This window comes from Kurthia sp. Dielmo (assembly GCF_000307285.2).
Classification (GTDB): Bacteria; Bacillota; Bacilli; order Bacillales_A; family Planococcaceae; genus Kurthia; species Kurthia populi.
Genome location: NZ_HE578958.1, coordinates 295,682 through 320,992, shown reverse-complemented (window position 1 = coordinate 320,992; position 25,311 = coordinate 295,682). Strand labels below are relative to the sequence as shown.

The 25,311-nt window shown below is 37.8% G+C and carries 27 protein-coding genes; 6 read left to right on the top strand and 21 right to left on the bottom strand.

Going from position 1 to position 25,311, the window contains the following annotated elements:
* Positions 1-36 precede the first annotated feature (36 nt).
* Positions 37-1,482 carry a sodium/pantothenate symporter gene (panF, locus tag KTHG_RS10220; RefSeq protein ID WP_139993320.1) on the bottom strand — a complete coding sequence of 482 codons (1,446 nt, stop codon included), beginning with the start codon at positions 1,480-1,482 and terminating at the stop codon, positions 37-39.
* Entirely contained in the window at positions 1,482-1,745 is a 264-nt protein-coding gene (locus tag KTHG_RS10215; RefSeq protein WP_139993318.1) for a YhdT family protein, read from the bottom strand. Before KTHG_RS10215 ends, panF begins: the two co-directional genes overlap by 1 nt.
* Before the next feature lie 181 nt (positions 1,746-1,926).
* Between KTHG_RS10215 and KTHG_RS10210 the strand changes: the two genes are divergently transcribed.
* A complete protein-coding gene (locus KTHG_RS10210; RefSeq protein ID WP_139993316.1) occupies positions 1,927-2,859 on the top strand; it encodes a LysR family transcriptional regulator in 933 nt (310 codons plus the stop codon).
* Between the two features lie 129 nt (positions 2,860-2,988).
* Here the strand turns inward: KTHG_RS10210 and KTHG_RS10205 are convergent, their stop codons facing one another.
* Both KTHG_RS10205 and KTHG_RS10200 read right to left on the bottom strand, forming a co-directional pair.
* Positions 2,989-4,074 (bottom strand): iron-containing alcohol dehydrogenase family protein, encoded by a 1,086-nt coding sequence (locus tag KTHG_RS10205; RefSeq protein ID WP_139993314.1) that lies wholly within the window; start codon positions 4,072-4,074, stop codon positions 2,989-2,991.
* A 109-nt stretch (positions 4,075-4,183) separates the two neighbouring features.
* The gene (locus KTHG_RS10200; RefSeq protein WP_255512430.1) at positions 4,184-4,732 is read right to left on the bottom strand and encodes an NUDIX hydrolase; all 549 of its coding nucleotides are present in this window, start codon (positions 4,730-4,732) and stop codon (positions 4,184-4,186) included.
* Between the two features lie 367 nt (positions 4,733-5,099).
* Here KTHG_RS10200 and KTHG_RS10195 point away from each other — a divergent pair, with 367 nt between their 5' ends.
* Positions 5,100-6,398 carry a CitMHS family transporter gene (locus KTHG_RS10195; RefSeq protein WP_139993312.1) on the top strand — a complete coding sequence of 433 codons (1,299 nt, stop codon included), beginning with the start codon at positions 5,100-5,102 and terminating at the stop codon, positions 6,396-6,398.
* Positions 6,399-6,448: 50 nt separating this feature from the next.
* On the opposite strand, the gene KTHG_RS10190 is transcribed toward KTHG_RS10195, so the two are convergent.
* From KTHG_RS10190 to KTHG_RS10160, 7 genes are all read right to left on the bottom strand, one after another.
* Complete coding sequence (locus KTHG_RS10190; protein ID WP_139993310.1) at positions 6,449-7,225, bottom strand: IclR family transcriptional regulator; 777 nt, start codon at positions 7,223-7,225, stop codon at positions 6,449-6,451.
* A gap of 46 nt (positions 7,226-7,271) precedes the next feature.
* Entirely contained in the window at positions 7,272-8,411 is a 1,140-nt protein-coding gene (locus KTHG_RS10185; protein WP_139993308.1) for a CaiB/BaiF CoA transferase family protein, read from the bottom strand.
* A 19-nt stretch (positions 8,412-8,430) separates the two neighbouring features.
* Positions 8,431-9,237 (bottom strand): enoyl-CoA hydratase/isomerase family protein, encoded by an 807-nt coding sequence (locus KTHG_RS10180; protein ID WP_139993306.1) that lies wholly within the window; start codon positions 9,235-9,237, stop codon positions 8,431-8,433.
* A gap of 11 nt (positions 9,238-9,248) precedes the next feature.
* Positions 9,249-10,259 (bottom strand): acyl-CoA dehydrogenase family protein, encoded by a 1,011-nt coding sequence (locus KTHG_RS10175; protein WP_139993304.1) that lies wholly within the window; start codon positions 10,257-10,259, stop codon positions 9,249-9,251.
* On the bottom strand, positions 10,256-11,401 hold the full coding sequence (locus KTHG_RS10170; protein WP_126990329.1) for an acyl-CoA dehydrogenase family protein: 1,146 nt from the start codon (positions 11,399-11,401) through the stop codon (positions 10,256-10,258). The genes KTHG_RS10175 and KTHG_RS10170 overlap by 4 nt, the downstream gene beginning before the upstream one ends.
* Before the next feature lie 201 nt (positions 11,402-11,602).
* Positions 11,603-13,126 (bottom strand): GNAT family N-acetyltransferase, encoded by a 1,524-nt coding sequence (locus KTHG_RS10165; RefSeq protein WP_255512429.1) that lies wholly within the window; start codon positions 13,124-13,126, stop codon positions 11,603-11,605.
* On the bottom strand, positions 13,126-13,674 hold the full coding sequence (locus tag KTHG_RS10160; protein ID WP_139993300.1) for a glycerol-3-phosphate acyltransferase: 549 nt from the start codon (positions 13,672-13,674) through the stop codon (positions 13,126-13,128). Before KTHG_RS10160 ends, KTHG_RS10165 begins: the two co-directional genes overlap by 1 nt.
* 204 nt (positions 13,675-13,878) lie before the next feature.
* Here KTHG_RS10160 and KTHG_RS10155 point away from each other — a divergent pair, with 204 nt between their 5' ends.
* Positions 13,879-14,373, top strand: a complete 495-nt coding sequence (locus KTHG_RS10155) for an SMI1/KNR4 family protein (RefSeq protein ID WP_139993298.1) — start codon at positions 13,879-13,881, stop codon at positions 14,371-14,373.
* 229 nt (positions 14,374-14,602) lie between these two features.
* Complete coding sequence (locus KTHG_RS10150; protein WP_139993296.1) at positions 14,603-15,196, top strand: NAD(P)-dependent oxidoreductase; 594 nt, start codon at positions 14,603-14,605, stop codon at positions 15,194-15,196.
* Between the two features lie 79 nt (positions 15,197-15,275).
* Here the strand turns inward: KTHG_RS10150 and KTHG_RS10145 are convergent, their stop codons facing one another.
* The 5 genes from KTHG_RS10145 to KTHG_RS10130 form a co-directional block, all read right to left on the bottom strand.
* Positions 15,276-16,469, bottom strand: a complete 1,194-nt coding sequence (locus KTHG_RS10145; RefSeq protein WP_139993294.1) for a hypothetical protein — start codon at positions 16,467-16,469, stop codon at positions 15,276-15,278.
* Positions 16,470-16,880: 411 nt separating this feature from the next.
* Positions 16,881-17,408, bottom strand: coding sequence for a DUF1846 family C-terminal domain-containing protein (locus KTHG_RS21840; protein ID WP_255512428.1), 528 nt, complete (start codon positions 17,406-17,408; stop codon positions 16,881-16,883).
* Positions 17,409-17,427: 19 nt separating this feature from the next.
* Positions 17,428-18,390: a DUF1846 domain-containing protein gene (locus KTHG_RS21835; RefSeq protein ID WP_255512427.1), complete on the bottom strand. Its 963-nt coding sequence runs from the start codon at positions 18,388-18,390 to the stop codon at positions 17,428-17,430.
* 403 nt (positions 18,391-18,793) lie between these two features.
* Positions 18,794-19,159, bottom strand: a complete 366-nt coding sequence (locus KTHG_RS10135; protein WP_139993292.1) for a hypothetical protein — start codon at positions 19,157-19,159, stop codon at positions 18,794-18,796.
* Positions 19,160-19,376: 217 nt separating this feature from the next.
* Entirely contained in the window at positions 19,377-19,658 is a 282-nt protein-coding gene (locus tag KTHG_RS10130; protein WP_139993290.1) for a colicin immunity domain-containing protein, read from the bottom strand.
* Between the two features lie 381 nt (positions 19,659-20,039).
* On the opposite strand from KTHG_RS10130, the gene KTHG_RS10125 reads away from it, so the two are divergent.
* Entirely contained in the window at positions 20,040-20,669 is a 630-nt protein-coding gene (locus KTHG_RS10125; RefSeq protein ID WP_139993288.1) for a LysR family transcriptional regulator substrate-binding protein, read from the top strand.
* 362 nt (positions 20,670-21,031) lie between these two features.
* Positions 21,032-21,262, top strand: coding sequence for a hypothetical protein (locus KTHG_RS10120; RefSeq protein ID WP_139993286.1), 231 nt, complete (start codon positions 21,032-21,034; stop codon positions 21,260-21,262).
* Positions 21,263-21,886: 624 nt separating this feature from the next.
* Here KTHG_RS10120 and KTHG_RS10115 read toward each other — a convergent pair.
* From KTHG_RS10115 to KTHG_RS10090, 5 genes are all read right to left on the bottom strand, one after another.
* Complete coding sequence (locus KTHG_RS10115; protein ID WP_139993284.1) at positions 21,887-22,336, bottom strand: hypothetical protein; 450 nt, start codon at positions 22,334-22,336, stop codon at positions 21,887-21,889.
* Positions 22,337-22,878: 542 nt separating this feature from the next.
* The gene (locus KTHG_RS10105) at positions 22,879-23,670 is read right to left on the bottom strand and encodes an aminoglycoside phosphotransferase family protein (protein WP_139993282.1); all 792 of its coding nucleotides are present in this window, start codon (positions 23,668-23,670) and stop codon (positions 22,879-22,881) included.
* A gap of 139 nt (positions 23,671-23,809) precedes the next feature.
* Positions 23,810-23,989 (bottom strand): hypothetical protein, encoded by a 180-nt coding sequence (locus KTHG_RS10100; protein ID WP_139993280.1) that lies wholly within the window; start codon positions 23,987-23,989, stop codon positions 23,810-23,812.
* Between the two features lie 618 nt (positions 23,990-24,607).
* Complete coding sequence (locus KTHG_RS10095) at positions 24,608-24,895, bottom strand: hypothetical protein (protein ID WP_139993278.1); 288 nt, start codon at positions 24,893-24,895, stop codon at positions 24,608-24,610.
* Positions 24,895-25,194: a DUF2089 family protein gene (locus KTHG_RS10090; RefSeq protein WP_139993276.1), complete on the bottom strand. Its 300-nt coding sequence runs from the start codon at positions 25,192-25,194 to the stop codon at positions 24,895-24,897. The genes KTHG_RS10095 and KTHG_RS10090 overlap by 1 nt, the downstream gene beginning before the upstream one ends.
* Positions 25,195-25,311: the final 117 nt, after the last annotated feature.

Genomic DNA, 25,311 nt, shown 5'->3' with positions numbered 1-25,311 from the left:
AAAAAAGACTCAAGCAATTGCTTAAGTCTTTGTTCATTAAATATATTTTGGTGCTTCGGTAATCTTTTTATGTGTTGCGATACTCACAATAACAAAGAACACAAGTGACAGAAGAATCGGGAAGGTCACCGTATGCACACCGAAGAGATTTGGCGATAAGCGGTCGATTGAGATATATGTCGCAAGACCAACAATCATCGCACAAATCGCACCGTATTTATTCGCTTTTTTCCAGTATAAGCCTAGCACGATTGGCCAAACGAATACAGCCTCTAAGCCCCCGAAGGCAAAGAGATTTAACCATACAATTAAGTCTGGTGGGTTGAACGACATCAGTACGACTAAAATACCAACAATCGTTGTCACCGCGAAGCTCGTTTTCTTAATACGGTCCTCGCTCGCATCCGGCTTAATATAATGCAGGTAAATATCTTTAACGATTGTCGAGCTGACCATCATCAACAGTGCATTTACGGTCGACATAATGGCCGCCATTGGAGCCGCTAATACAATCCCTGCTAGAAGCGGTGGCAAGACATTCATCGTTAATGTTGGCATCACCTTGTCACCAATTTCAATGCCAGGTAATACAGCGCGACCGAAGACACCGATTAAATGCATGCCGAACATAATCGTCGCAATACCGATTGTACCGATTAAAATGGCACGGTGCATGCCACTTGATGATTTATAGCTCATCGCACGTACCGCAATTTGCGGAAGCCCGATAACCCCAACCCCTACAAGAATCCAGAAGGAAGATACGTAGGCAGATGTATACTGTCTTTCATCACCAAATGGCGACACAAGATTTGGATTAATAGTGACTAAATCATTCATAATATTCGTGATACCGCCACCTGCGATGACTGTACCAATTAGTAAAACAATTGTCCCGATGACCATTATCGTTCCTTGCAGCGCGTCTGTTAGCGCAACCGCTCGGAAACCACCGATAACGACATAAATTAACACAACTGCTGCAAAAATAAATAATGCGGTCGTATAATTCATGCCCGTTAAGGATTCAATTAACCGCGCGCCGCCAATCCACTGTGCAACCATCGATGCAAATAAGAAGATAATAATACTAATTGCAGAAACAAACACAACGACGTTGCTCTGATAGCGCTCACGTAAGAAATCAATTAATGTAATCGCTTTAAGTTTACGTGTTACAATGGCGAATTTTTTTCCTAATACCATTAACACGAAATAACCTGCAGGCAGCTGAGCAAGCGATAAAAGTACCCAGCCAAGCCCTGTATTATAAGCAACCCCTGGACCAGAGATGAAGCTTGAGGCACTACCATACGTTGCCATCATCGTCATCGCTAATAGGAAGCCACCCATTTCTCGCCCGCCAAGGAAGTATTCAGATAGGAAGGAATCTGATGAACGTACAAGCTTATTCGACCAGAAGCCAATTCCAAAAATAATGACAACAAAAATAAATAGCGGGATAATTACTTGCCAATGCACTAGTTGTCCTCCTCCTTATCCTCGAGTTCTACTTCTTTAAACACAAATTTTAGAAGGACGGCAATAACGACGATCATTAAAACAGTCGTTACCATACAGCTATAGAAGAACCAAGCTGGGAAACCCATAATATATGTATAGTCTTTTGGGTCCCCTCCACCCATTCCATAAGCGAATCCATACCACAGCGCAAAGTTGACGACGACGAGTGCGACGCCAATAAGTGCTTCACGATTGGCGATTCGATATCGCTTATCTTTCATGATCAAACACCTCTTTCTCAATAGTTGAACGCACGAATCCATTCCTATGTAAAGTTTCTCGTTGCTAATTCATGAGCAATTTTATAGTATTAGTTTATTGAACTTTATAGTTTAAGTAAAGTTCATTATAGTAAACTTTACTTAACGTAAGCTAAACTAATTGTATAAGGGGTGAATCGCTTTGACGATTGAACAACTAAAATACATCGTAGCGATTGCAAAATACGGTACGTTAAAAGACGCATCGGAAGATTTACATGTGACATTATCGGCGCTTAGCCAGGGTCTAAATCGTTTAGAAAAAGAACTTGGCCTGACGCTCTTTACCCGGAATCGTACGGGTTCAAGCATTACAAAGGAAGGAAAAGTCATCGTCAATCACGCGAAAAAAGTGCTTGATTCACTTGATGACCTAACAGAAGTCGCACAGGTGATGCAAAATCGCCTGACCGGTACATTAAAGGTGGCCTCCATTCCTGGGCCATTCTTTAAGCTCTTTACGATTGTCCAGCAAATGAAATCCATCTATCCAGAAATCAATATTCAAATTCGTGAACAAAACTCACAGACGATGCTTGAGGAGCTGCAAAGTGAAAAGGTAGACGTCGCACTCGCTGTCTATAATGACGAAGATATTCAAAAAAATCCCGATTTAACGTTCACAAAGATTACAAGCTGTAAGATGCTTATTGTCGCGCATCAGGACTCACCTGTCATTCAAAATAACCACACCGTAACCGATGAATTGATTAAGCAGCCCGTTATTATTTTCGATGATAAGATGGTCATTGCAACAATGAATGAAATCAAATATGCCTTCGGTCGAAATGATATTGTCATTTCGGTAAATAACCCGCATATCGTCCAGCAATATGTCGAAGAAAATAAAGCGTATACAGTCGGACTTGATTTGACGTTTACGCATTCTAAAAGCTTTATGCAAAATATGAACTTCGCGAAAATTGATTTTTTAACGACGATTCCAGTCGAGCATACATTTGGTATCGTCACAAAAGCCAATCGCCATGAAACACAGCTTATGAAAGAATTTGCGTATGAGCTAAAGAAAGAATTTAAAGATTATGTGAAAGAAATCACGCCAATCGAGCAATAATCAAAACGAGAACCGCCTGTTAAATAGGAGATTCTCGTTTTTTACGACATAAATTTTTTATGTACGCGCTATTTCACACCGTATTTTTTCTACTTTAATCGACATTAACTTAAGTTAACGAACGCTTAATTATAACGACATGAACGCATGATTTTCAAGTGCTTTCATCGCGTCAAACACACGTGTAGCCGTCATTTCGCCATTTGGCATCAAATGAATCGACTCCTCGGGAATGGTTGCTTTTTGTGCCACCGCTAGGAGTTCTGCATCTGTTGCGTCAATTCCGAGTTCCTTCAGTGATTGTGGCAGACCAAGTGCATCATAAAATGGGCGTAGTGCGGCAATTTCTGACTGGCGCCCCTCTAGCATTAGCTGCACGCAAATCCCGTATGCCACCTTGATACCATGAAGCTTCGTATGTGCCGCTTCAAGTGCCGTTAGCCCGTTATGAATCGAATGCGCGCCCGCTGTACGACCATAATGATCGCCGTAACCGCCTACCATGCCCGCATACATAAACATCGTTTCAATTACTTGAATAAAGGCATCATTAACAACCCCCGCATCTACTGCCGCAAGCGCTGCCTCTGATTGCGCAAGTAAAATGTCCTTACATTGACGAGCCGCTTCGTATGAAATCATCATCGGGACTGTTTTAGCCGCGATGCTACCTAGTTGCACATCCGCCTCATACCATTTCGCAATCGTATCCCCAATGCCCGCCACAAATAAATCACGCGGTGCCTGTAATAATAACGCCGGCTCCACAACGAGTAAACTCGACGCAACCGGGTAGACATCATAACGTACAAAGGCCCCCGTATCATCATAAAGCACACTAAGCGGTGTCCACGGCGCACAGTTGGATGCGAGCGTTGGCACGACAATGACCTGCTTATGCACTTCATTCGCGACCGCCTTCGCTAAATCAATGACCTTTCCGCCACCAACCCCAATAATCGCGTCATAATCCTCCATCATCGCTGTGACATGGTCAATCTCTGAAAATGAACACTCGCCACCATATGTATAAAGCTCCGTTTGCACCTCGACCATTGCCGGCCAAAAATCATCAATTGCCGCCCATGATTTCGTCCCTGTGACGATTAAAGCACGTAAAATCCCGCGCGCCACTAATAAACCCTCTAGCTTTTTCAATATACCTTCTTCTAAGATGTATTCGCTCGGTGCTGCATGTACATGAACTGTTTTCATCAAAATACCCTCTTTCTATAGCTATAGTATAAAACTAATTGAAGAGGTTTTGTATAGTATATTCAGAAAATTTAAAAAAGAACCGCATCACATGCAGTTCCCTCTATTACTATAGCGCATCAATAATCTTTTGATAAATCGGGATCATATGCGCTTCCTTACAATAAACCGCAATTTCATCTAGTGGAATCCACGCTACATCACTGTTTTCCCCTTCACAGACGACAAGATGCGCGCAATCATCCGCTTCGACTAAATAGGTCACATTCATATGAAGATGCTCGGACACATACTTGCCCTTCTTCACATGCCCAAGCACCGTTAGCTGTTCAATCGAAATCGGCTCTTCACTCACTGCAACAGCATCCACCCCTGTTTCTTCCTTCACTTCACGAAGTCCAACGGCTAAAAAATCACTTTCGCCGTCCGCATGACCCCCAGTCCAAGCCCATGAGTCATAAATATTGTGATACGCCATTAGCACATGTGTACGCGCTTTATTAACGACAAATGCCGATACGGTCATATGTGCAATCGGATTTTCACGTGTTAGTACATCATCGAAATGGTCAAAGGCATAGCGAAATGCTGCTAAATCGCGTGTTTCCTGTTCATTTTTTGGTTGATATTGTAATAATTGCTGTTGCCAAGTCATCATTAAAAACCCCTTATAGATAAGATACCTTCATGATAGCATAGTCGAATTCATTATATTTATATAAATTAAACGCTAGAAAAGTTCCTCTAAAAAGTAGGTCTTTAGGGTAAAATTTTGAACTTTATGATTTTTATTATGTTTATTAATTTATTCATTTTTATCGGTTTTTTTACACTTATACGCTTTATTCAACAAGAAAAACATTTCGAAATATGTATTTATTAGTTTCATTTAACTAAAAATAGAATAATAATTAAGTATTTAGTAATGTTTTTATAATTTTCTATTTATTTATTGTTTGAAAGCGCATACACTACTGGAAAGATATTTCACAATATGTTCACATTTAAATAAGGGGGCAACACATATGAATTTAGCAATCTTAGGATTTATTATGATGATCGTCTTTATGGCGCTCATTATGACGAAAAAAATGAGTGCATTAATGGCGCTGATTATTATCCCAACTGTATTTGCGCTAATCGGGGGATTTTACGCAAATCTAGGGGAGAATATGTTAGAAGGAATTTCACAGGTCGCACCAACGGGGATTATGCTCGTATTCGCGATTCTTTACTTCAGTGTCATGATTGACGCTGGATTATTCGACCCGGTAGTTGACCGTATCGTCAAAGTCGCAAAGGGTGACCCATTAAAAATTACGATTGGTACCGTTATCTTAGCTTCACTTGTGGCATTAGACGGCGATGGTACAACCACCTTCATTATTACAGTTACGGCAATGATGCCACTTTATAAACGTGTTGGCATGAACTTATACATTCTAGCATTACTTGCGATTCTTTCAATTGGTGTTATGAATATGACGCCTTGGGGCGGACCAACAGCACGTGCGATTTCAGCATTACATTTAACAACAGAGGAAGTCTTTACACCGATTATTCCCGTGATGGCCATGGGGATTGTCTTTGCGATTTTAGTAGCGATCTACTTCGGCTTTAAGGAACGTAAACGACTAGGCGGTATTATTGACATTGGAGAAATCACAGCGCAACATGTTGATATTAGTGAGAAAGAAAAAGCATTACGTCGCCCGAAATTAGTCATCGTCAATGCCTTATTAACAATTTTATTATTAGTTGCGTTGATTCTTGGCTGGCTACCTTCTGCCGTATTATTCATGCTAGCCTTTGCGATAGCGATGGTCATTAACTATCCGCATATCCCAACACAGCAGCAACTTGTAAAAGACCATGGCGGTAACGTATTAGCAACCGTTTCACTTGTCTTCGCATCCGGTATTTTCACAGGCGTTCTTGGCGGTACAGGCATGGTAGATGCCATGGCCAACTCATTAGTGCAAATCATTCCCGAATCAATGGGCACACATTTCGCACTGATTGCCTCATTCCTAAGTATGCCATTTACGTACTTCATGGCGAATGACCCGTACTACTACGGTGTGCTACCTATCTTAGCTGAATCTGCAGCGCATTACGGTGTTCCTGCCGCAGAAATGGCCCGCGCAAGTATTATTGGGCAGCCAGTTCATATTTTAAGCCCGCTTTATGCAGCTGGGTACTTATTAGTAGGTATGCTTGATATTGACTACGGCCAAAACCAACGCTTCGCTTTAAAATGGGCGATTGGCTCGTCATTATTTATGATTGTCTTCGCGTTAATCTTTGGTGTTATTTCGTTTTAATACAAAAAGCAGGAAGTCCTATATTCGGGCTTCCTGCTTTTTTCTATTAATTAATGCACCAAACGCTCGATTTCTCGCTTAGCTGCCATCACGTCTGATGTTAGCTGCTCTAAATCAACGTCGTCAAAGCGCACTTCTGGAATGATCACGGAAATAGATGCGACGGGACGCGTGCTTGAATCGGTCTGAATCGGGGCACTAACCGAGCATGCACCAAAAATACGCTCTTTTCGTGACACCGCATAGCCTTTGGCACGAATATCAGCTAATTCCGCAAGTAGCTGCGCACGGTCCACTACGGTGTTTTCTGTAATCATTTCAAATTTCACTTCATCTAAGTAGTCAGTGATTTCCTCATCTGGTAAAAAAGCTAATAGCGATTTTGCCGATGCCCCTGCATAGAGAGGAGAAGTATCCCCAACATGATTGCGCGCTGTTAATAAATGCGTGCTATCAAAATTGACGATACAACGGCGCTCATTGCCGTCTAAAATACTCATTGACACACTTTCATTATACTTGTCACTTAATTGCTTCAGCGCGGGCTTCGCGAGTGATAGAAGACTTGATTCCTGCTCGACTAGCTTGCCTAAATAAAATAGCGACAAACCAAGACGATACAGCTTCGTGCGCTCATCACGAATAAGGAAGCCTTCATATACAAGCGTTGCTACAAAACGCTGTAAGCTTGAAACGCCGATACCGGTTTTCTTATGAAGATCCGTCAGCGACAACTTCGGCTCTTCACGCGTGAAGGAACGTAAAATTTTAGCTGTTTTTTGAACGGTATTCATTAAATAGTTCTTTTCTAATTTCTCTTGATTCATGCCATTCCCTCCTACCAAGTATCGTACCAAAATTCGGCCGTAGCGACTATCCTTTTGGCTGTTTCACATATAAATGACTATGCTCACCTAATACCGGTGGTGCAAGCTCATACTCAATGCCAAGTGACGAATGTTGAAGCGGATTTTTCACAAAACGTACAGGCCCATATGCTGGATGCTCGATTTCACCGATTAAATCACGCGCCATGACTTGTGGCTGCTCAAGCGCTTCTGTAATCGAATTTACGCGTCCACCCGGAATTTTATGCTCCTGTAAAATTGCAATCCATTCATCGCGTGTTTTCGCCGCAATAATTGGCGTCAGTAAACGAACGAGTTCATCTTCATTTGCTTTTCGCTTCGCGTTATCCGAAAATCGTTCATCTGTCATCCATTCTGGACGCCCAATCGCCTGACAGAACTTCTTATACTGACCCTCGGTGCCAACACAGAACATCAGTGGGCCGTCCGCACAGTCAAACACCTGATACGGCGCAACATTATTATGACGATTACCTAATCGCTTCGACACGAAATCTGCATTTAAATATGCACTCGATACATTCGCTAGGCTACTCACCTGTACATCAAGGAGTGATAAGTCGATATATTGCCCCTCTCCTGTGAAGTCACGCTGACGAAGAGCTGCTAAAATACCAATCACCACAAAATGAGACGTTAAAATATCCGCTGTTGGTACACCAACCTTTGTTGCCACGCCATCCGGCTCCCCTGTAACATCCATCAAGCCGCTCATTGCCTGAATCACTGGGTCAAAGCCTGGTTCAAATGCGAGTGGTCCCGTTTGACCAAAACCCGTCACCGAACAATGAATGATTTGTGGATTAACGGCCTTTAGTTGCGCGTAGTCTAGCCCCATCCGTTTTAAATCACCCGTTTTGAAGTTATCGACAACAATATCAGATTCGCGCACAAGCTCTAAAAATTCTTCACGATCTGCCTCGTCCTTTAAATCGAGAAGAATCGATTTTTTATTGCGATTTGCACATAAATAATACGTGCTTTGTCCCCCTGCATATGGTCCCCAGCCACGCGTACTATCCGAGCCTCCAGGTTGCTCGACACGAATCACCTCCGCGCCTAAATCCCCTAACATCATCGTTCCTGCTGGCGCTGCATACACACGCGACAAATCTAATACACGAATATTTTCTAACGGCCTCATTCGCCTTCACCCCTTTCTATTACTTAAAATTCGGTTTTCGTTTCTCTAATACGGCTTGTACACCTTCTTTATAATCTGCAAGCTCCGTCACAATGCCCATCTGTGATGAAATATAATCAAGAGACGAGCGCAGTGACATCGTTTGTGATTGGTACACAGCACGTTTTACCATGCGCACGACCTCTGCCGGGCTGTTCGCGATTTTTTCTGCATAGCTTTGCGTAAAGGACGCAAGCTCATCCTCACTCACCACATACGTGACAAGCCCCATTTCCTTCGCCTCTGTTGTATCAAGCACACGCGCCGTCCATAGCATATCAAGCGCCTTATCCACACCGACAATACGCGGTAGGAAATACGCGCCACCATCACCCGGTACGATGCCGACTTTAATATAGCTCTCTGAGAACTTTGCTGTATCTGCCGCAATTCGAATATCGCACATAAGCGCCATATCAAGCCCTGCTCCCATCGCATAGCCATGCATCTGCGCGATGACTGGCTTATCAATTTCTTCTAATAGAAGTGGAATGCGCTGGATACGCTTCCAAAGTGAGTTTTTACGTGCAAGCGCTGTCGATGAGATGTCCTCACTACTTTCAAAGAAGCCCTTGCCAGCTGTCATCGCTTTAATGTCGCCGCCCGCACAAAACGCTTTGCCGTTCCCTTTTAAAATGACCACGCGAATTTCATCATTATCACGCACTTCTTCTAGCGCCTGAATCCATTTCATAACCATTTCCTCGCTAAACGCATTTAAGCTATCTGGACGATTCAATGTAATCGTCGCGATACGATTTTCAATTTCAAATAATAAATCTGCCATTTAAATCCCTCCTAGACGTTTTGTGTTTGCTTTGACGCTGTTAATGCTGTCCAAATATCCGTTGTACTCGCTAATACTTCTTGAACAAGCTCCTTTTTCCAGTAATCCGCTTTTACGAGCTCATCACGCCATGACCAAATGCGACGTGTATATTGATTTAAACTATGCTCATCCGTTACGCCAATTGCGGCATGCACTTGATGCGCAGAAGCTGCAATCACGCGGTTTGCATCCTCTAGACGTAGACGTGCGTAGCCAATATCATTCGTTTCAAGCGCTTCAAGTGTCGCTAAAATATTTTCTGCTGCAACATTCATAATCGCCTGTTCCCCTGCCATTAACGCAAGATGCTGCTGCACTAATTGGAAGCGGTGAATTGGACGACCAAACTGCTCGCGCTCCTTACTAAAGCGCACCGTTAAGTCAAATGCCTTGTCAATCGCACCCGATGTTTTAATCAGTGTTGCGGCTGTAATAAGCTTCATTAATTGCTTATATGTCGCATTATCTAAAGCGACCTCGATGGCAGGTGCAGCCGTCACTTCCACCGTATCACGTGGCTCTGAGGCAATATTTGTCGTTTCTTTTACACGAGCATCCGCAAGGGGGTACACAATAAGTTTTTCAGGCGTTACAACAACGACCTGCTCTGCATGACGCGCCCATGGAACAAATGGTAATGTCGCCTCAACACTTGATGCTATATGAAGCGTTGTCAGTGTTTGCTGCGCTACCTCACCGACTTCATTTAATAAAACATTCGCTAATGTATGCTCCACAAATGGGATGGGTGCTGCGTATTTACCGATTAGTTGATACACCGCAAATAAATCCTCTTTATCGCCACCTGCACCGTCCTGGTCCTCAGGCACAGCGATATTGATCATGCCGTTTTCTTCTAGTAGACGCCATAAATCCTCGCCCCACTGACCTTGCTCTAATACATCGACATCCTCTTTTTCCACTTTATCCTTTAGCATCTTTTCAACAACTTCTAGTAGCATCTCTTTCATTTCGCTCATTGTGCAATAACCCCTTTCGCAATAATGCCGTATAAGATTTCTGACGTACCACCACGAATTGTAAATCCTGGTGAATGTAAGATTGACTGTGCCAGTAAACGATTGATTTTATCCTCCGCATCTAGTCGTGGATAAACATCTAATAATAAGCGCACAATTTCAGGCACTTTCTGCTCGAATTTCGTGCCGACACTTTTCACCAGCGCTGCCGGAATACTTACTTCGCCTTCCTCCTCTAATACTTTTGCAACACCAATCGACAAATTACGTAAACTCCACACTTCTGCGACTAATTTCACCGCTTCCGCTAAGCCACGCTCATCTCCTTGGCGCTTCAGCTCTTCAATTGCTTCATTTAATAACGGGAATGTACTTAAAATACGCTCTGGACCACTGCGTTCAAAGGCAAGCTCTGCTAGACCCTGCTTCCAGCCATTGCCTAACGTACCAACAACGCGGTCATCTGGCACAAAGACATTATCAAAGAACACGTCATTGAAATGATGCTCCCCTGTTAAATAGCTAATCGGTGTAATTGTCACCCCTGGCGCATGTAAATCGATAATTAATTGGCTTAAATTTTCATGCTTTTTCTCTGGGTTATACGCACCTGTACGCACAAGTGTAATCATATAATGCGCATCATGCGCATTACTTGTCCATGTTTTCGCACCATTCACAAGCCACCCGCCGTCTACCTTTTCAGCTCGCGTACGAACGGATGCCAAGTCAGACCCACTGTTTGGCTCACTCAGACCAATGGCGAAGTAGCATTCACCCGCCACAATTTTTGGTAGGAAATATTGCTTTTGCTCCTCTGTACCAAAACGCAGTAAAAGCGGGCCTGTTTGTCGATCGGCAATCCAGTGTGCCGCAACCGGCGCACCAGCTGCTAAAAATTCTTCCGTTAAAATATAACGATCGATCGAGCTACGTGCCTGACCGCCATATTCTTTCGGCCATGTTAAGCCGATTAAATTTTCGTCGCCCACTATTTTTGAAAAGCTTGGCTCACTCCCGCTTAACCAAGAATCACATTTCGTTTGGAACGTCCCAGCCTCGATATGTTGTTGTAAAAACGCACGCACTTCCTGTCTAAATTGCTCTTGCTCTGCAGTAAATTGCACTGTAGGTAAATTCATTGAACATCCTCCTTTTACGCATATACGGTAATTACTTGTTTATATTAGTATCTTATTACGCGTTTTTAGAATTGTCAATATTTTCTACAAATTGTTTTCTTTTTCTACATCACGTTATTTTTACATAAAAATATTATGAAAAAAGAAATTTTTTGGCATAAAAAAAGAAGCATTGCCCTACAGGAGCCCTGCTTCTCTTCCTTATTTCACTTGCTGATACCACTCAAAAACGCGCTGTAACCGTTCAAATGCTTCATCAAATTGCGGACCAATAATTGAAATTTGTGCCAAGCCCTGCTTTTTTAAATAGCCGCTTTCATCATGTAGTAGTAGGCCATTTAATCGCGCAATTTCCAAAAACTCTGTTGGTAGCTGATAACTCACAATCATTGGATATCCCTGTGCATCACTTAATTTATAGCGTGCAAAGGCAGATTGCTCGAGCGTTTTAAAACGGGTATTCAGCACATCAAATCGTGCCGGATAAGGCGCAAGTGCCTCCACAACATTTGCTACTAAATACGCTGGTAATGTAAACGGTAGCTTCTGCTGCTGATAATGTACTAAATTACTATACAGCGGTGCATCATTTTTAGTAAAGTGTTCATTTGAAAAAACAAAGGCTAAGCCACTTAGCGCACCAATTGCTTTGCCGCTCACCGCTGTTGCTAATAAGCAACGGGATATATCCACAGGTGTTGCGCCAATGCTACTAATGCCATCGATGCAAATGTGAATATCGATATCTGCTAGTGCTTCAATCAAATCGCCATTCCAGACACCTGTCGACGTTTCACCTTGTACGAATACAAGCCAAGAATAGGCATTTTCTACAATCAATTCGCGGATGACCTGCGCATCAAAAGCCGCTCCCCAGGCAACTTGATGGCTATCGAAATTTAATCCCCAATGCATGGCTTGCTTTTGTAGACGTTCGCCAAATTCTCCATTCGCCAAAATCAGCCCGCGTTGTGCCCCAACGACTGCTTTTAATTGTCCGAGCATGACATCATTTGCTAGTGTCCCACTACCAACGAGCGTGCTAACATGGCGTGCATTTGTTAAAGTGCAGAGCTTTTGTTGCATCTTTGCATACAGTTCTTGAAAGGCGAGCGAACGATGTGACAGCGCACTATGCGTTAGTTGCGTTTGTGCAACAGGCCCCGGATAGAAATTCATTGGCTCAATACGAATTTGCTGTTGCATTTGCAGGCAATTTGCACGCGTTAAAATCATCGGAATAAAGGCCGCATCCGCTGTACCAGTGGCTTCTGAAAATGCTTCAAAGCCAATGCGACGATACAATTTTTCTTCTCTTGTCACACCGGAAATAACTGCCGCCGAATAGCCTCTATCATAAACATATGTATAAATGGCTTGTGCCAATTTTTGAAACACACGACCGTTGCGGTAAGCTTTTCGAATAGCTAATAAACGAATTTCACATAAATGTGACGTATCATATGCCGCAAGTAACGCTTCAACTGGTCCTCCCACCTTGCCGTCTACCGAAAATGGACGCTTATCTCGAAATGCTAGCATGCCAATTAATTGCTGCTCTTTATAAACGACTACATACGTATTTTCATTATGAAAACGGTCCACAAGACGGCGCTCTGTATTCGTTTCATGCTGAGGAATTTCTTCTACAAATGTTTCATAATTTAGAGCCGCAATTTCATCAAACTCTGCTGCTGTCGTTGCTATTTTACAAAAATACATCATTAACGCCACCTTTCTTGAATATTTGTGCGATGCTTAAGGAGGACTGCGGCTAATGCGAGGAGGAGCACACTGTATGCTGGATAAAAAATGAGAATTCCAGCGATTAGAGCAAGCACACTAATGACAAATCCAAGTGTTAAACTACGTGTCAGTAAATAGCCGATGCCAATCATAACGAGGACGCCGATCAATAACAGCGGCTCTAGCACGACAAGTCCTCCTAATAATGTCGCGACCCCTTTTCCTCCGTGGAAGCGGAGCCAAAATGGATATAAATGGCCTAATAAGCCACATGTAAGGCCCAGTGCCGCTATATAATCTGGAAACCCAAGTACATGCGCTGCCATCACAATGATGACGCCCTTTAACACATCGCCCGCTGCTGTCCACACAAAGGCCATCTTCCCAAGCGTCCGTCCCGCATTACGCGCACCTAAATTTCCACTATGCTCATTTGCTAATGAAACGCCGTACACTTTTCCAACAAGTGCGGCCGTCATACACGTTCCCAGCAAATAGCTACACATACTATAAATAATCACAAGCATCTTTACGCCTCCCTTTTATGTCCATTCCCTTTCTATACAAAAAATCTCGTAGAAAATGTTTCTTTTGATGAATTCGTCTTAAAACACATCTACCACCATATTAGTAGATGAATACATAATTAAGATACTACTTGGCTACGAGCGTTTGTTCTTGGTAAAATATTCAAAAAGAGAGATAATACTATTATATACGAGGTGCAGAAAATGCAAAAATATGAATTAACGAAAAAACAAATTTTTGAGTATGCTGATACGCTTGAGTTAGCCTTTTTTGATGGTGTGACACCAGAATTAGTAGCCGCCTTTGAAAAAACAATCGGATTTGAAATCAAGGGAAGCTACAAACAGTTTCTTTTAGACTTTGGCTTTCTCTCTTTCGGCTCCCTCGAAATATTTGGTATACCTCACAACGAGATTTTGAAGCAGAACGAGGACGATACGAATGCTTTAACACAGACATTAGCTAGTCGAAAAGAAATCAATTTGAGTGAAAATCTCTTAATTATTTATAACTTCGGCAATGGTGAATTATATTGCCTTGATTTATCTGAAGCAGTTCCTAAAGTCGTCGTCATCTGGGATGCTGAAGCAGAAAACAATGCGCACCCTCCAATTACAGAAGTAATAGCGGACTCATTCGAAGATTTTTTTGAGGAATATGTCAATGCGGAAATAACCGATTTTGAAGAGGAAGAATAGCTACTTCATCCCTTCTTAGAAAGACGGAAATTTTAAAAAACCAAATCAGCCGAACTTTGTAATTACCCTTCCTACACTTTCATGAATTGTATTGCTAACTAGAAAAGCCAATATGATAAACTATACTACATATTCTATTTAGCGTAGATTCCAATTCATTTTGTTGCGATTGAACGGTTTTTCTTTGATAGTAAGCTTCTACACAAAGATTAAAAAAAGCAGACATGTTATGAAAATTATCGTATTTGGCGCAACTGGTGGCGTGGGCCAACAGGTTGTAAAGCAAGCATTAAAAAAAGGCATCAAGGTGACTGCCTTTGTACGCACACCCTCAAAGATTGCATTGGTAGATGAGGCGTTAGAAATTATCCAGGGCGGTGCCTTCAATAAGGAAGAAGTCGCTGCCGCCATTGCAGGGCATGATGCTGTCGTGTCATGCTTAGGCTCAAGTCAGGGCATGAAAAAATCAACGGAACTTGAAGAGATGACGAAAAATATTGTAGATGGCATGCAGGCACATCATGTTAAACGCATTGTCTACACAGCTTCTGCAGGAATTAATAAAGAGATTCCTGGCATTAGCGGAAAAATCGTCATGAAATTACTTAAAAATGCGCTGACAGATCACCGCCATGCGGTTGATTATATTGAAGCACATGGATTAAACTTTACGATTGCTAGACCGATGAGTTTAACGAACGATATCTTCACAGGAACATACAGAGAATCAAAAGCATTTGTGCCCGAAAAAGCAAGTAGAATTTCGCGCGCTGACGTAGCACACTTTATTCTTTCAAAAATATACCCACACTCTATTTTTTAATTATTATCTTCGTAAAAGCTTGTATTTCTTTAATTTTATCCTTTAAATGCGCCCAAATTAAAATTGCATTACAAAAAGATTAAACAACTATATGAATAATATTGGATTCTTGGAGAATAATAGTGCCTTCAATTTCTCCAATGTTTTCAATAATAATTCGATTATCCATCTTTATAGATGGTTGATTCAAAAATAACTCTATTAATTGAACATCTCTAAAATCATTTCCAAACGTAGTGCAAACAGATTGCTTAATAAAATAATCTTTATCTCTTATTCTTACATTTAAAAAGTTATGGTGTAATGCTTGTTTATTAAGTTGGATAATATTCATTGGATCAAAGCCAATTAATTTTATAGCACCTGAAATGATTAATTTTATACCTTCCGATTCGTTAAATTTTTTAAAGGCTATGGATTTAGTTGTTTCAGCGTTATTTATTATTTGGAAAACTTCTTCTGAGTTATTAGGAATTGTTATTTCAACAGGTGTGTACGCTGGGCAGTTATTTTTGAAAAATGAATACAAGCTTACATTTGATTGCATAAACTCTACTTTCCATACCTTTGAAATGTCATCTAATAATAGACAAATAAACAAACCCGAGTTATAGCAGCTACTTCGAATGTTTATATGCGATAGATTGCTATCTAGTAATTGCTCGACATATTTGTTAATAGCATTCTCTTGATTAGAACTAACATCGTTTAGAGCCTTATATTCAACATAAAAAGCAGGCCCTTCAATAGTTTCAATCGCATTTTCATAGCCTACATAATCAGGGAATAGCACTGTTCTCTTATCTCTTAGTGTGATAAACTCGTTTATTTTTTGTTGTTTTTCTTTTAAATTAGTTGATACAAAAGCTTCAAAAAGTCTTTCTCTTTCTATAATGCGTAATTCAATATTTTTAAAGTCAATCGGGTAGTTGAATCCCACTATTTCATCTGGATAACGACTTTCCCCAGATAAATGTTGAAATACATGAAATGATTCATGGACAAGTAAAGAATAAATTTCTTCGAACGATTGATAGAGTGTCGTATCTACAATAGCTGTTGGCACTTCTTCAAAAAGAATACAGGTGCAAGCTTGAAATTGTTTTGTTTTAGCTAATTTTATATAAGTCTCACCATTACATTTAGGATGATTAAATAATAGGACATCTTTTTCATCAAAAATTGCGAACGGTACAAGATAAAAATCGTCCCAATACTTTTTTAAGCGCTCAGAACGTAGAGTTGTTAAAATTCTATCTAAAATATTTTGCATGAAATTCCCCTTTCAAAACCTATTAGATATTTATCCCTAAAGTAATTTGTTGTTCACAATCAACGAAACTAATCTTTTACGATTAATACCTTACTGCGGGGACGATTTCACAAGTCTCACTCTCTTCAAGAAATTTCGTGACGATGCTTGTATCCCCGTCTTCAACTAGTAAAATAATCAACGCACAATATAATGTAAAATTTAACATAAAACTCAATTTATTAAAATCCTTATTCTACAATATGTCTCTACTATTGAATAACACACCTAAATCAGTAACTAGGAAACTTTTCTGATTTAGTTTTGGCGCTTACAGTCTAAAACACCTATCCATCACTTACATTCAGTTTCTATGAAATCAAAAAACCGCCCCAATACGGAGCGGTTTTTGTTTTATTTTTTATAAGAAAATTAGTTATAATACAAGTTTTCAGTTGGATAAACTGGATCATTTGTAAGATCGATTCCAAGTTTCTTAATCGTTTGTTCGTTTTCTGTATTCAAGATAACAGTAGAGTGCGCTTGTGTATCTTTTAAATTTGGTAATTGCTTATGAGCCAACTCAGAAGTAGGGTTCGTCACCGCACTAATTGCTAATGCAATCAATACTTCGTTGGCACTTAATGTTGGGATACGGCTATTTAAGTCATCCGTTTTTAAGCGTTGAATCGTTTGCAAAATCATCGGTGATAACAAATCGATTTCATCGGCAATATTCGCTAATTTCTTTAAGCCATTTAAAATCGCAGCTGCTGAAGCATCCATCAGATTTGTCGTTCTACCCGTAATCATCTCACCATTTGTCAGTTCAATTGCAATGACAGCTGGCGAATTCGTGCTGTCTGTGCTCTCTTCAATTGTTTTCGCATACTTACGCGCTGGCAATACAGGTGCACGGTCTTCTTTCTTTAAGTTGCTCTCTTCTAAAATCACTTGCATGCGACGCATACTATCTTCGTCAGCAAGTCCTTTTTTTATAGTCGTTTTCGACGCGGAAACTACGACGAATGATTTCTTGTTTGGCCGCTTCTTGAACAATCGCATCATCTGTGATACCTGATTTCAAGCGGTTAACACCCATATCAGTAGGTGAAAGATACACAGACTCTTTACCTGTGATTTTTTCAATAATACGTTTGATAACAGGGAATGTTTCCATATCACGATTGTAATTGACTGCTACTTTTCCGTATGCTTCATAGTGATAATTATCAATCATGTTGACGTCTTTCAAATCGATTGTAGCTGCTTCATACGCAATGTTTACTGGGTGTTTTAATGGTAAGTTCCAAACAGGGAATGTTTCAAACTTCGCATAGCCGACTTTATTGCCTAGTTTATTCTCGTGGTACATTTGGTTAAGACATGTTGCAAGCTTACCGCTAGATGGCCCTGGTGCTGTCACGACAACAATTGATTTTGTTGTTTTAATATAAGGATTTTTCGCAAAACCATCCTCGCCCATAACCGCGTCCACATTTGTAGGATAGCCTTCGATTGCAGTATGTGTGTAGACGTTAATACCGCTTCTTTCAAGCTTTGTCATAAATACTTTAGCTGTTGGCTGTCCTTGGTAACGAGTCACCAATACACTATTGACAGAAATCCCACGTGATCTATATTCATCGATTAAACGTAGGACATCTTGGTCATACGTAATCCCGTAATCTTCACGGACTTTATTGCGTTCGATGTCTCCAGCGTACACACAAATAATAATTTCAGCGTTATCTTTTAGTGTATCTAATAATTTAATTTTGGCATCTTCATCAAATCCAGGTAAGACACGCTTAGCATGTTTATCCCCGATTAGTTTCCCACCAAATTCCAAGTAAAGTTTATCGTACTGCTCTACACGCTCTAAGATATAGGCAGATTGTTCTTGTAAATATTTGTCTGAATCAAATCCAATTTTCTTCATTTATTTCCGCTCACTTTCTACACGTAAAACTATCTCTTAAACCGATAGATGAAAACACCTTAAGAGAGAACATTAATTAAAATATATCCTTTATCATTTTGAACTACCCATCATTAAAAATCAATGGTTTTTGAACGTTGTTAGAATAATCATTGCTTTCTCCGTAGTGTTTCTTGTTGAGAACAAAACTCTACCTACCGACAACATGTTTTCTTATATATTTTAATAAATTTCAATTTAACTAAAAAACCCACGAATCATTGATTTAACAACGGTCGTGAATTTTTTGGCTAGTCTGTCATTTTAAGAACGTTTGTCTATAGCTGTATAGCCTATAACTTCATTCCAATGAATGAGCTACGAGTTTTCCTAACTTTGATTTAGGAACATTACTTGTATATCGTTATACTATTTTAGTAATAAGTTTAAACTTCGGCTTAAAATCAATTTCAAACGTTTGTAGGCGTTCATCATCTTCAATTGTCAGCATAATACTAGATACATCTTTTTTATCATTGATAATTTCAAAACGAGCTATATTCTTTAACTCTAGATATGTAATCAAATTCTTTGTATCATGATTCGTTACTTGAATTTTCACATCACCACAAGCTGGCTGCAACGTCACAATAAAATCTTCAAAGCCATTTGAAAATTCATAGGTTGCTTCATTATAAAAAAATACCATTGTGTCGGATGGTGTATCTAAAAAAGTCGGCTCACATTCAAACAATGCTAATAGCTCATGTTCTTCTGGAAATTCTTGCACTAATAAACTCCTCACTTTCACATCTTACTGTACCAGCATCCTATACTTAAATACAAAACAAGGTTCATAAGTGCTCATAATACGTTTCCTTACATACTTTGATGAATCGCACTCTTAACTAATACAAGCAATGATTCATGCTGCATGGCTTTTGTATAGGTTCAAACTTTTATTCGGAAATGTTATTTATATTTTTTACACTATGGCTCTACATTAACTAAATACTATCTAACAGTTTATTTAATTTAATTAATGCATCATGTACTTCATATCTTAGTTGTTGTTCTGATATTTCAAATGGCGTCTCTTGTCCTGGAAGACATTCATGCCAGTAGCAATCTGCTGATTCAAATACTCCGTTAAGAATCTCAAATAAAGACTCATCCATGCAGTCGTTACCTTCTTTAAATTTTTTAAGATATTGTGTTTGAAATTCATTTGCAGACATTCTCTCTTCTAAAAAATCTACTATCAATTTCTTGTATTTGTTTACGTTCATTATAATCCCTCTCAATAAATAGAATTAAGAATATTATACCCTGATTGCACGTCCACATAAATTCAGTTCATGTTTCAGATAAAAAAACGAATTCTAAGGTCAGTTACTTTTAATTTTATTAAACCTACCCTTTAACTCTATTTACTGAATTTCAGCTTCAGCCAAAACAACTCCCACGTGATTTTCTTCATTCGATTCATTACTAAATACCGCATCAGAGTATTATGGTTTTCATTTAATAATTCTTCATCACACTAAAATAAAAAATTCCAGTATATCGTGAAAATTATACTGGAATTTTCGAGAAACTATAGTTTGTAAATTCAATAATTTCTCAATATATTTACTTAAATAAATTAATTGTAGTAATGATAGAATGGAATAAATAGATTAGAAACAGGAGAAATTCGTATTGGTGCATATTCAAGTATCACGATTAATTTGCTGCCAAAAATATTAGGAGAATTTAAAAAACTATATCCTTTTATTACTATTCATTTATACGAAGGAAATGCAACTGAACTAGATCGATGGTTAGAAGAAGATAAAATAGATTTTGGAATTGGCACATCACACAATGAAAAATGGGAATTTGAACTACTATTTGAGAATCAAATTGTTATCGTAATGAATAACGCACATCAACTATCCAAAATAAATAGAATCAATTTAAAAGAAATAGAATGTGAAGAATTTATTTTACCTTACACAAATTCACATCTTGAAGTACATCAAATTTTTAAGAAAGAACAAATGCAACCAAATATTGCTTATCGAGTGAAAGGCGATGAAACGATTATTTCAATGGTAAGGCAAAATTTAGGTATTAGTTTACTAGCTGAATTATTGTTGAAAAATGACACGTCAGGTCTTGCAATAAGACCTTTAGAGGAAGATGTTTCACGAAAAATCGGCTATCTCATACATACTAAAAAACATTTACAAACACCAGCTATTCTTAAAATGTTAGATTTTATAAAAGAATGGATGAATAATAATAAATGTCTTTAAATGCGTTCTCAAAATCATGTTCAGGAAACAAAGGTTGTTGAAGAATATAAACGCGGTGGCAGAACAAGAGCATTAAAAGTTACTAGGAGAGTTTAAACAATGGGAATGCATATAATGTTTATTGTAATGATTATTTCATTAATCATTTCAACAGCATGGCTTTTTAAATGGGATAGAATAAATGAACCATTTATAGTTAATGGTAGTACGCTATTAGCTATAATAAATTTATTCTCAAGAAAAACACAAAAAATATTATTGATTATTTTGTTTGGTTTAATGACAGTCACAGTGATATTTATTTATGTGACATTCATATTATATGGATAAAACGTAAAAAGGATGAGAATGAGGAATAATGTATGAAAATTGAATGGGATATTTTTGATACGATTATTGTATTAATAACACTGATTGGTGTTGTAGGTGATCTATTGGGCGTGCTTCATATGAAAATAGGCTATTTACTATTTTTTGTTGTTGCTGGAATTTTAGATTTTAGGGGTGAAAAAGAAAAAGCAGGTAAAGTTAAGACAGTTGTTTTGTATGGGATTAATATTGTCTTGTTATTATCTTTATTTATTATAAAATAATATACTTTTTGAAAAAAACCAATCAAATTACATAAGTGCCGATAACACTTTTTCCCGGATACTTTCATGAATCACAATTTTAATTAGAAAAGCCATGAATCAATGATTCAACAATGATTTGTGGCTTTTTTTAGTGTTCCCTAACTTACGTTTGGGTACGTTTTAAAAATAGAAATATACAAGAAAATACAGTTATTGTTTTCCTAACTTTGCAACTTTTTTTAAATATAGAATACCTAAAAGCCAAATGAATGTACCCATTACTTTGTACATAATTGTTCTAAATACTTCATTATCTACGGTGATACTTATAAATAAAGAACCCACTAGAATTATCAGTATTCCTATGATTGAATGAATTATTTTCATAATTTACACATCCTAAAGCAATTTTTACATTATATACCATCTAACGTTTTATTCGTAGCGTATCAAAGCATTATTTTCTAATAAAAACAGCGCCAAGTACTGTTAAATCAGTGTTTGGCGCTGTTTGAAATGTTACCTAACTTTTATTGTGTATCGATTTGTATGCAGTATAAAGCAATTGCGCCTGTTTGTTGAAGCCAGTTAATAAATTTAACTTCAGCTGTAATTACTTCCAAATGATACATATGACTTTGACTAATCTTCTTGATTTTCTTTAAGAACCCAAGGCATATTAGATTCAAAACTTAACTGTAGCACTGGGGAGGGAAATTCTTCTGGTACAAACACCAATTCCTCTGTAAAACCTAACGTAAAATTCTCAACCTGAATAGTATTCATTTCATTAAAGTTAGATACTGTACACAATTCTCCTTCTAGTACTCTTCCAACAAAATGATAATCTCCCATGTAAATACGTGTCCCAACTTCCTCGGAAGGAAAGTCGGAAAGATGTGCTGGTTTTTCAGGAAGAATGCCTAACTCATTGAATATATCGGAAATAGGCGTCTTTAATAACTTAGTTGATTCAACATAATTTAGACAGTATAAGCAATTACAAACATCCATGTCTTTCCTATAAAACTCTCTTGTCTTAATAGGATCGATTTCTAATAACCATTTCTCAATTCTAATTTGTTGCAGCATTAAAACACTCCTTTCTCTCTTAAATATTTGATCGATTATAACATGAAACCCTGTTTCTTTTCCGAATTCTTATTCAATAAATTTGAAATATAAATATCACCAAAGCGCTGTTTGGAAAACAAAACCAATCAGATTCCGTAACCATCGATAACACTTTTTCCCGGGTACTTTCATGAATCACAAGTTTAATTAGAAAAGCCATGAATCATTATTAAATCAATGATTCGTGGCTTTTTTTGATATTCCCTAACTTTGATTTTAGAACGTTATTTGAAGGAGTTATGTATACTCTATACGTCATTAAAAGACTGATTTAACCTGGTGATTACTCTTTCCAATGGCTCATTAGCTGGGTTTGTATCGTAGTCTTGATATTTTTCTAGTAACGGCATGAAAGAATTGATTTGCATTTCATGAATTGTCATTGCATCTTCTAAATTAGCTTTAAGTAAAGATACTCCAATAAAATAAGCCTCCTTTTAATGAAAAGTGTTAACATTTCCAAAGTAGCATTTGGGGACGTTTATTGCATAATTTATGTATTAAAAAAATTCATATAATCCGTTTGCATAATAGTTATATATATGATTTTCGATTACGTTTTCACCGTAACCTTCAAAAAAGACAAGTTTATCTTTTTCATCTTGAAATGCATTTGGTTTAGGACGTATTGCTAATGCTAAATCAAATCTAGGATCACCGTATGTTGCGTTTCCCCAATCAATAATTCCAGAAATAATGCCATTCTGAACTAACACATTATCAATTGTAAGATCGCCATGAATTAAAGTTTGTCTCTCAATATGTAATGGGTGAGTAATAATTTTTTCTAATAGTTTTTGATCGCCGTCAACTTGGAAATTTTTAAAATTATATTCGGCTTGATATAACATTTGATTCAACCAATTTGTTTCATGTTTTAATGCTGGTGGACAATATGTATGATGAATCTCAGAAAGGCATCTTCCAAAATTAAAAAGAATCTCTTCTCGTTTTTCCTTACTTTTTTCGTTAAATAATGCCGAACGTATTGTTTCACCTTGTAGACATTCCATAAGTAACCATGATTCGCTCGTTTTTTTCTCAGTAAATATATGTACTTTGGGTACAGATATTTTAGTCTGTCTAACTAAAATATCCAAATTCGAATTTTCTTTTTTTAACAAAGAACAATTGAATTCACCTTTTGTACGTTTTAAAACATACTTTTCTTCATTTGCTTCTAGAATTATGACATCTGATGTATAGCCTTGTCTTGGAAATTTAATTGAATCAATAGTGGTTAGAAAGCTTTTAATTTCTAAAGGTATTTCATTTAATTCAATAGGTTTCAAAAATTACACCTCCATATAATCTGATTTATATACATAAAGCATAACCTTCCCAAAATGCTGTTTGGGAAGGTTATTTAGGATTAGTTTGTATATGTTATAAATTTTTAATGAACTAAAGCAATCTTGCATTTCACAATTATTATTTATTTTTATTAATGGCATCTTTGCTCAATAAAAAATAGGCCGTACTAGCTACAAATAACACTGTGTTAAGCCACATTGCTATGCCATTCCATTCGTTATTAAATAAGGTCATATTTGTTAGATTCACAAAAAACATTGCAACTAAAATAACGTACAATCCTTTTATCTCTTTCATTTCTAAACCTCTCGAAAAAGGTTGAATTTTTTATTTAATATGGTTGAAACCAAACACAGTAATTCATAAAAATAAGACACGAAAACATGCATAAAATTGGTGTAAGTAACATTCGTCTTTTTAAAATCATTTGCGTTAAACGGGGACGTAATTTCTTCCACATAACCGCGCCTAATGTTATTACGAAAAAAATAATAAACACTTCTGGATACACCAAAAAGAAAGCGACATCGCCTATTCCTACAAGGATTTCTAATAACACAGCATAGCCCAGCAAACGTATTTTCCCTACATACAATTGAATATTAAACATTAATTTCATAAGGCACATCTTTACCTTCAAGTCTCATCCCCCAAATCAAAAAAGATACAATATATACCATTTTATCACAGATACTGTAAGGGTGTGAAAGATACCCAAAGCCGTAATTGGAAAACAAAACTTCTCCAATTCCGTAACCATCGATAACACTTTTTCTTGCGTACTTTCATGAATCGTAATGTTAATTAGAAAAGCCATGAATCATTGTTAAATTAATGATTCATGGCTTTTTTGATATTTCCTAACTTTGATTTAGAAATCTTTTTTACACGGTTTTGCATACTATAGTAGCCTTCTTATAAATCATAAGCTTGCATCTTACGCAATTCTTTCTCTCGGTTAATTTTAACTACTTTTCTTCCTTGAATCCATTGTCCCAAAAGGAATACTAAGCCAATAAATATAATTAAACTTTCTTTTAACAGGCTACTTTCTGTTGTGAAAAATATAGAAATCCGCCAAATAAGAAATGTAGCAGGAATGATTATTCCGAACAATGAATGCTGCCGACTTGCTAAAAAATATTGTCCTCCTAAACAAGCTGCAATAAGTAGAACATTTGTTAAATCGTTAAATTCAAACATTATTTCTCCAGCCTTTCACTTTTATATTTATCGATAATTAACTTTGCTTCTTCCAATTCAACTCGATCATCAATCACTAACTGTTTTACAAATTGAATAAAATTCTCATTTTCAGTTTCATCATGTAATTTCACTTTTTCAATTAATCGATCCAGCTTAATTCTTACTGTTGGATAAGATACCTCGTAAAGTTTTGCCACATCTTTTAAAGACCCTGAATGAATAACAAAATTCTTAATAAATTCAACATCTTCTTTTTCTAAAGCATAAATCCAACTAGGTATATCCTTATTTTCCATATAAAACCTCCTCCTTTTAATCTAATATAACAATTAATTATATTTTATTCAACTTTATTTTTAATAAAATTGAATATATATTTAATTTTATTAAAAAATCTATTAAAAAAAGCACAA

Excerpts from the sequence above, each read along its gene's own strand:
- KTHG_RS10180 (WP_139993306.1), bottom strand. The coding sequence starts at position 9,237 with ATGGCAGATTTATTATTTGAAATTGAAAATCGTATCGCGACGATTACA.
- KTHG_RS10150 (WP_139993296.1), top strand. The coding sequence starts at position 14,603 with ATGAAAATTATCGTATTTGGCGCAACTGGTGGCGTGGGCCAACAGGTT.
- KTHG_RS10185 (WP_139993308.1), bottom strand. The coding sequence starts at position 8,411 with ATGAGGCCGTTAGAAAATATTCGTGTATTAGATTTGTCGCGTGTGTAT.
- KTHG_RS10120 (WP_139993286.1), top strand. The coding sequence starts at position 21,032 with ATGAAAATTGAATGGGATATTTTTGATACGATTATTGTATTAATAACA.
- KTHG_RS10145 (WP_139993294.1), bottom strand. The coding sequence starts at position 16,469 with ATGCAAAATATTTTAGATAGAATTTTAACAACTCTACGTTCTGAGCGC.
- KTHG_RS10090 (WP_139993276.1), bottom strand. The coding sequence starts at position 25,194 with ATGGAAAATAAGGATATACCTAGTTGGATTTATGCTTTAGAAAAAGAA.
- KTHG_RS10200 (WP_255512430.1), bottom strand. The coding sequence starts at position 4,732 with ATGATGACTTGGCAACAGCAATTATTACAATATCAACCAAAAAATGAA.
- KTHG_RS10165 (WP_255512429.1), bottom strand. The coding sequence starts at position 13,126 with ATGATGTATTTTTGTAAAATAGCAACGACAGCAGCAGAGTTTGATGAA.
- KTHG_RS10160 (WP_139993300.1), bottom strand. The coding sequence starts at position 13,674 with ATGCTTGTGATTATTTATAGTATGTGTAGCTATTTGCTGGGAACGTGT.
- KTHG_RS10170 (WP_126990329.1), bottom strand. The coding sequence starts at position 11,401 with ATGAATTTACCTACAGTGCAATTTACTGCAGAGCAAGAGCAATTTAGA.
- KTHG_RS10190 (WP_139993310.1), bottom strand. The coding sequence starts at position 7,225 with ATGAATCAAGAGAAATTAGAAAAGAACTATTTAATGAATACCGTTCAA.
- KTHG_RS10155 (WP_139993298.1), top strand. The coding sequence starts at position 13,879 with ATGCAAAAATATGAATTAACGAAAAAACAAATTTTTGAGTATGCTGAT.
- KTHG_RS10130 (WP_139993290.1), bottom strand. The coding sequence starts at position 19,658 with ATGAACGTAAACAAATACAAGAAATTGATAGTAGATTTTTTAGAAGAG.
- KTHG_RS10215 (WP_139993318.1), bottom strand. The coding sequence starts at position 1,745 with ATGAAAGATAAGCGATATCGAATCGCCAATCGTGAAGCACTTATTGGC.
- KTHG_RS10095 (WP_139993278.1), bottom strand. The coding sequence starts at position 24,895 with ATGTTTGAATTTAACGATTTAACAAATGTTCTACTTATTGCAGCTTGT.
- KTHG_RS10195 (WP_139993312.1), top strand. The coding sequence starts at position 5,100 with ATGAATTTAGCAATCTTAGGATTTATTATGATGATCGTCTTTATGGCG.
- KTHG_RS10100 (WP_139993280.1), bottom strand. The coding sequence starts at position 23,989 with ATGAAAGAGATAAAAGGATTGTACGTTATTTTAGTTGCAATGTTTTTT.
- KTHG_RS21835 (WP_255512427.1), bottom strand. The coding sequence starts at position 18,390 with ATGAAGAAAATTGGATTTGATTCAGACAAATATTTACAAGAACAATCT.
- KTHG_RS21840 (WP_255512428.1), bottom strand. The coding sequence starts at position 17,408 with ATGCAAGTGATTTTAGAAGAGAGCAACTTAAAGAAAGAAGACCGTGCA.
- KTHG_RS10115 (WP_139993284.1), bottom strand. The coding sequence starts at position 22,336 with ATGCTGCAACAAATTAGAATTGAGAAATGGTTATTAGAAATCGATCCT.
- KTHG_RS10175 (WP_139993304.1), bottom strand. The coding sequence starts at position 10,259 with ATGAGCGAAATGAAAGAGATGCTACTAGAAGTTGTTGAAAAGATGCTA.
- KTHG_RS10205 (WP_139993314.1), bottom strand. The coding sequence starts at position 4,074 with ATGAAAACAGTTCATGTACATGCAGCACCGAGCGAATACATCTTAGAA.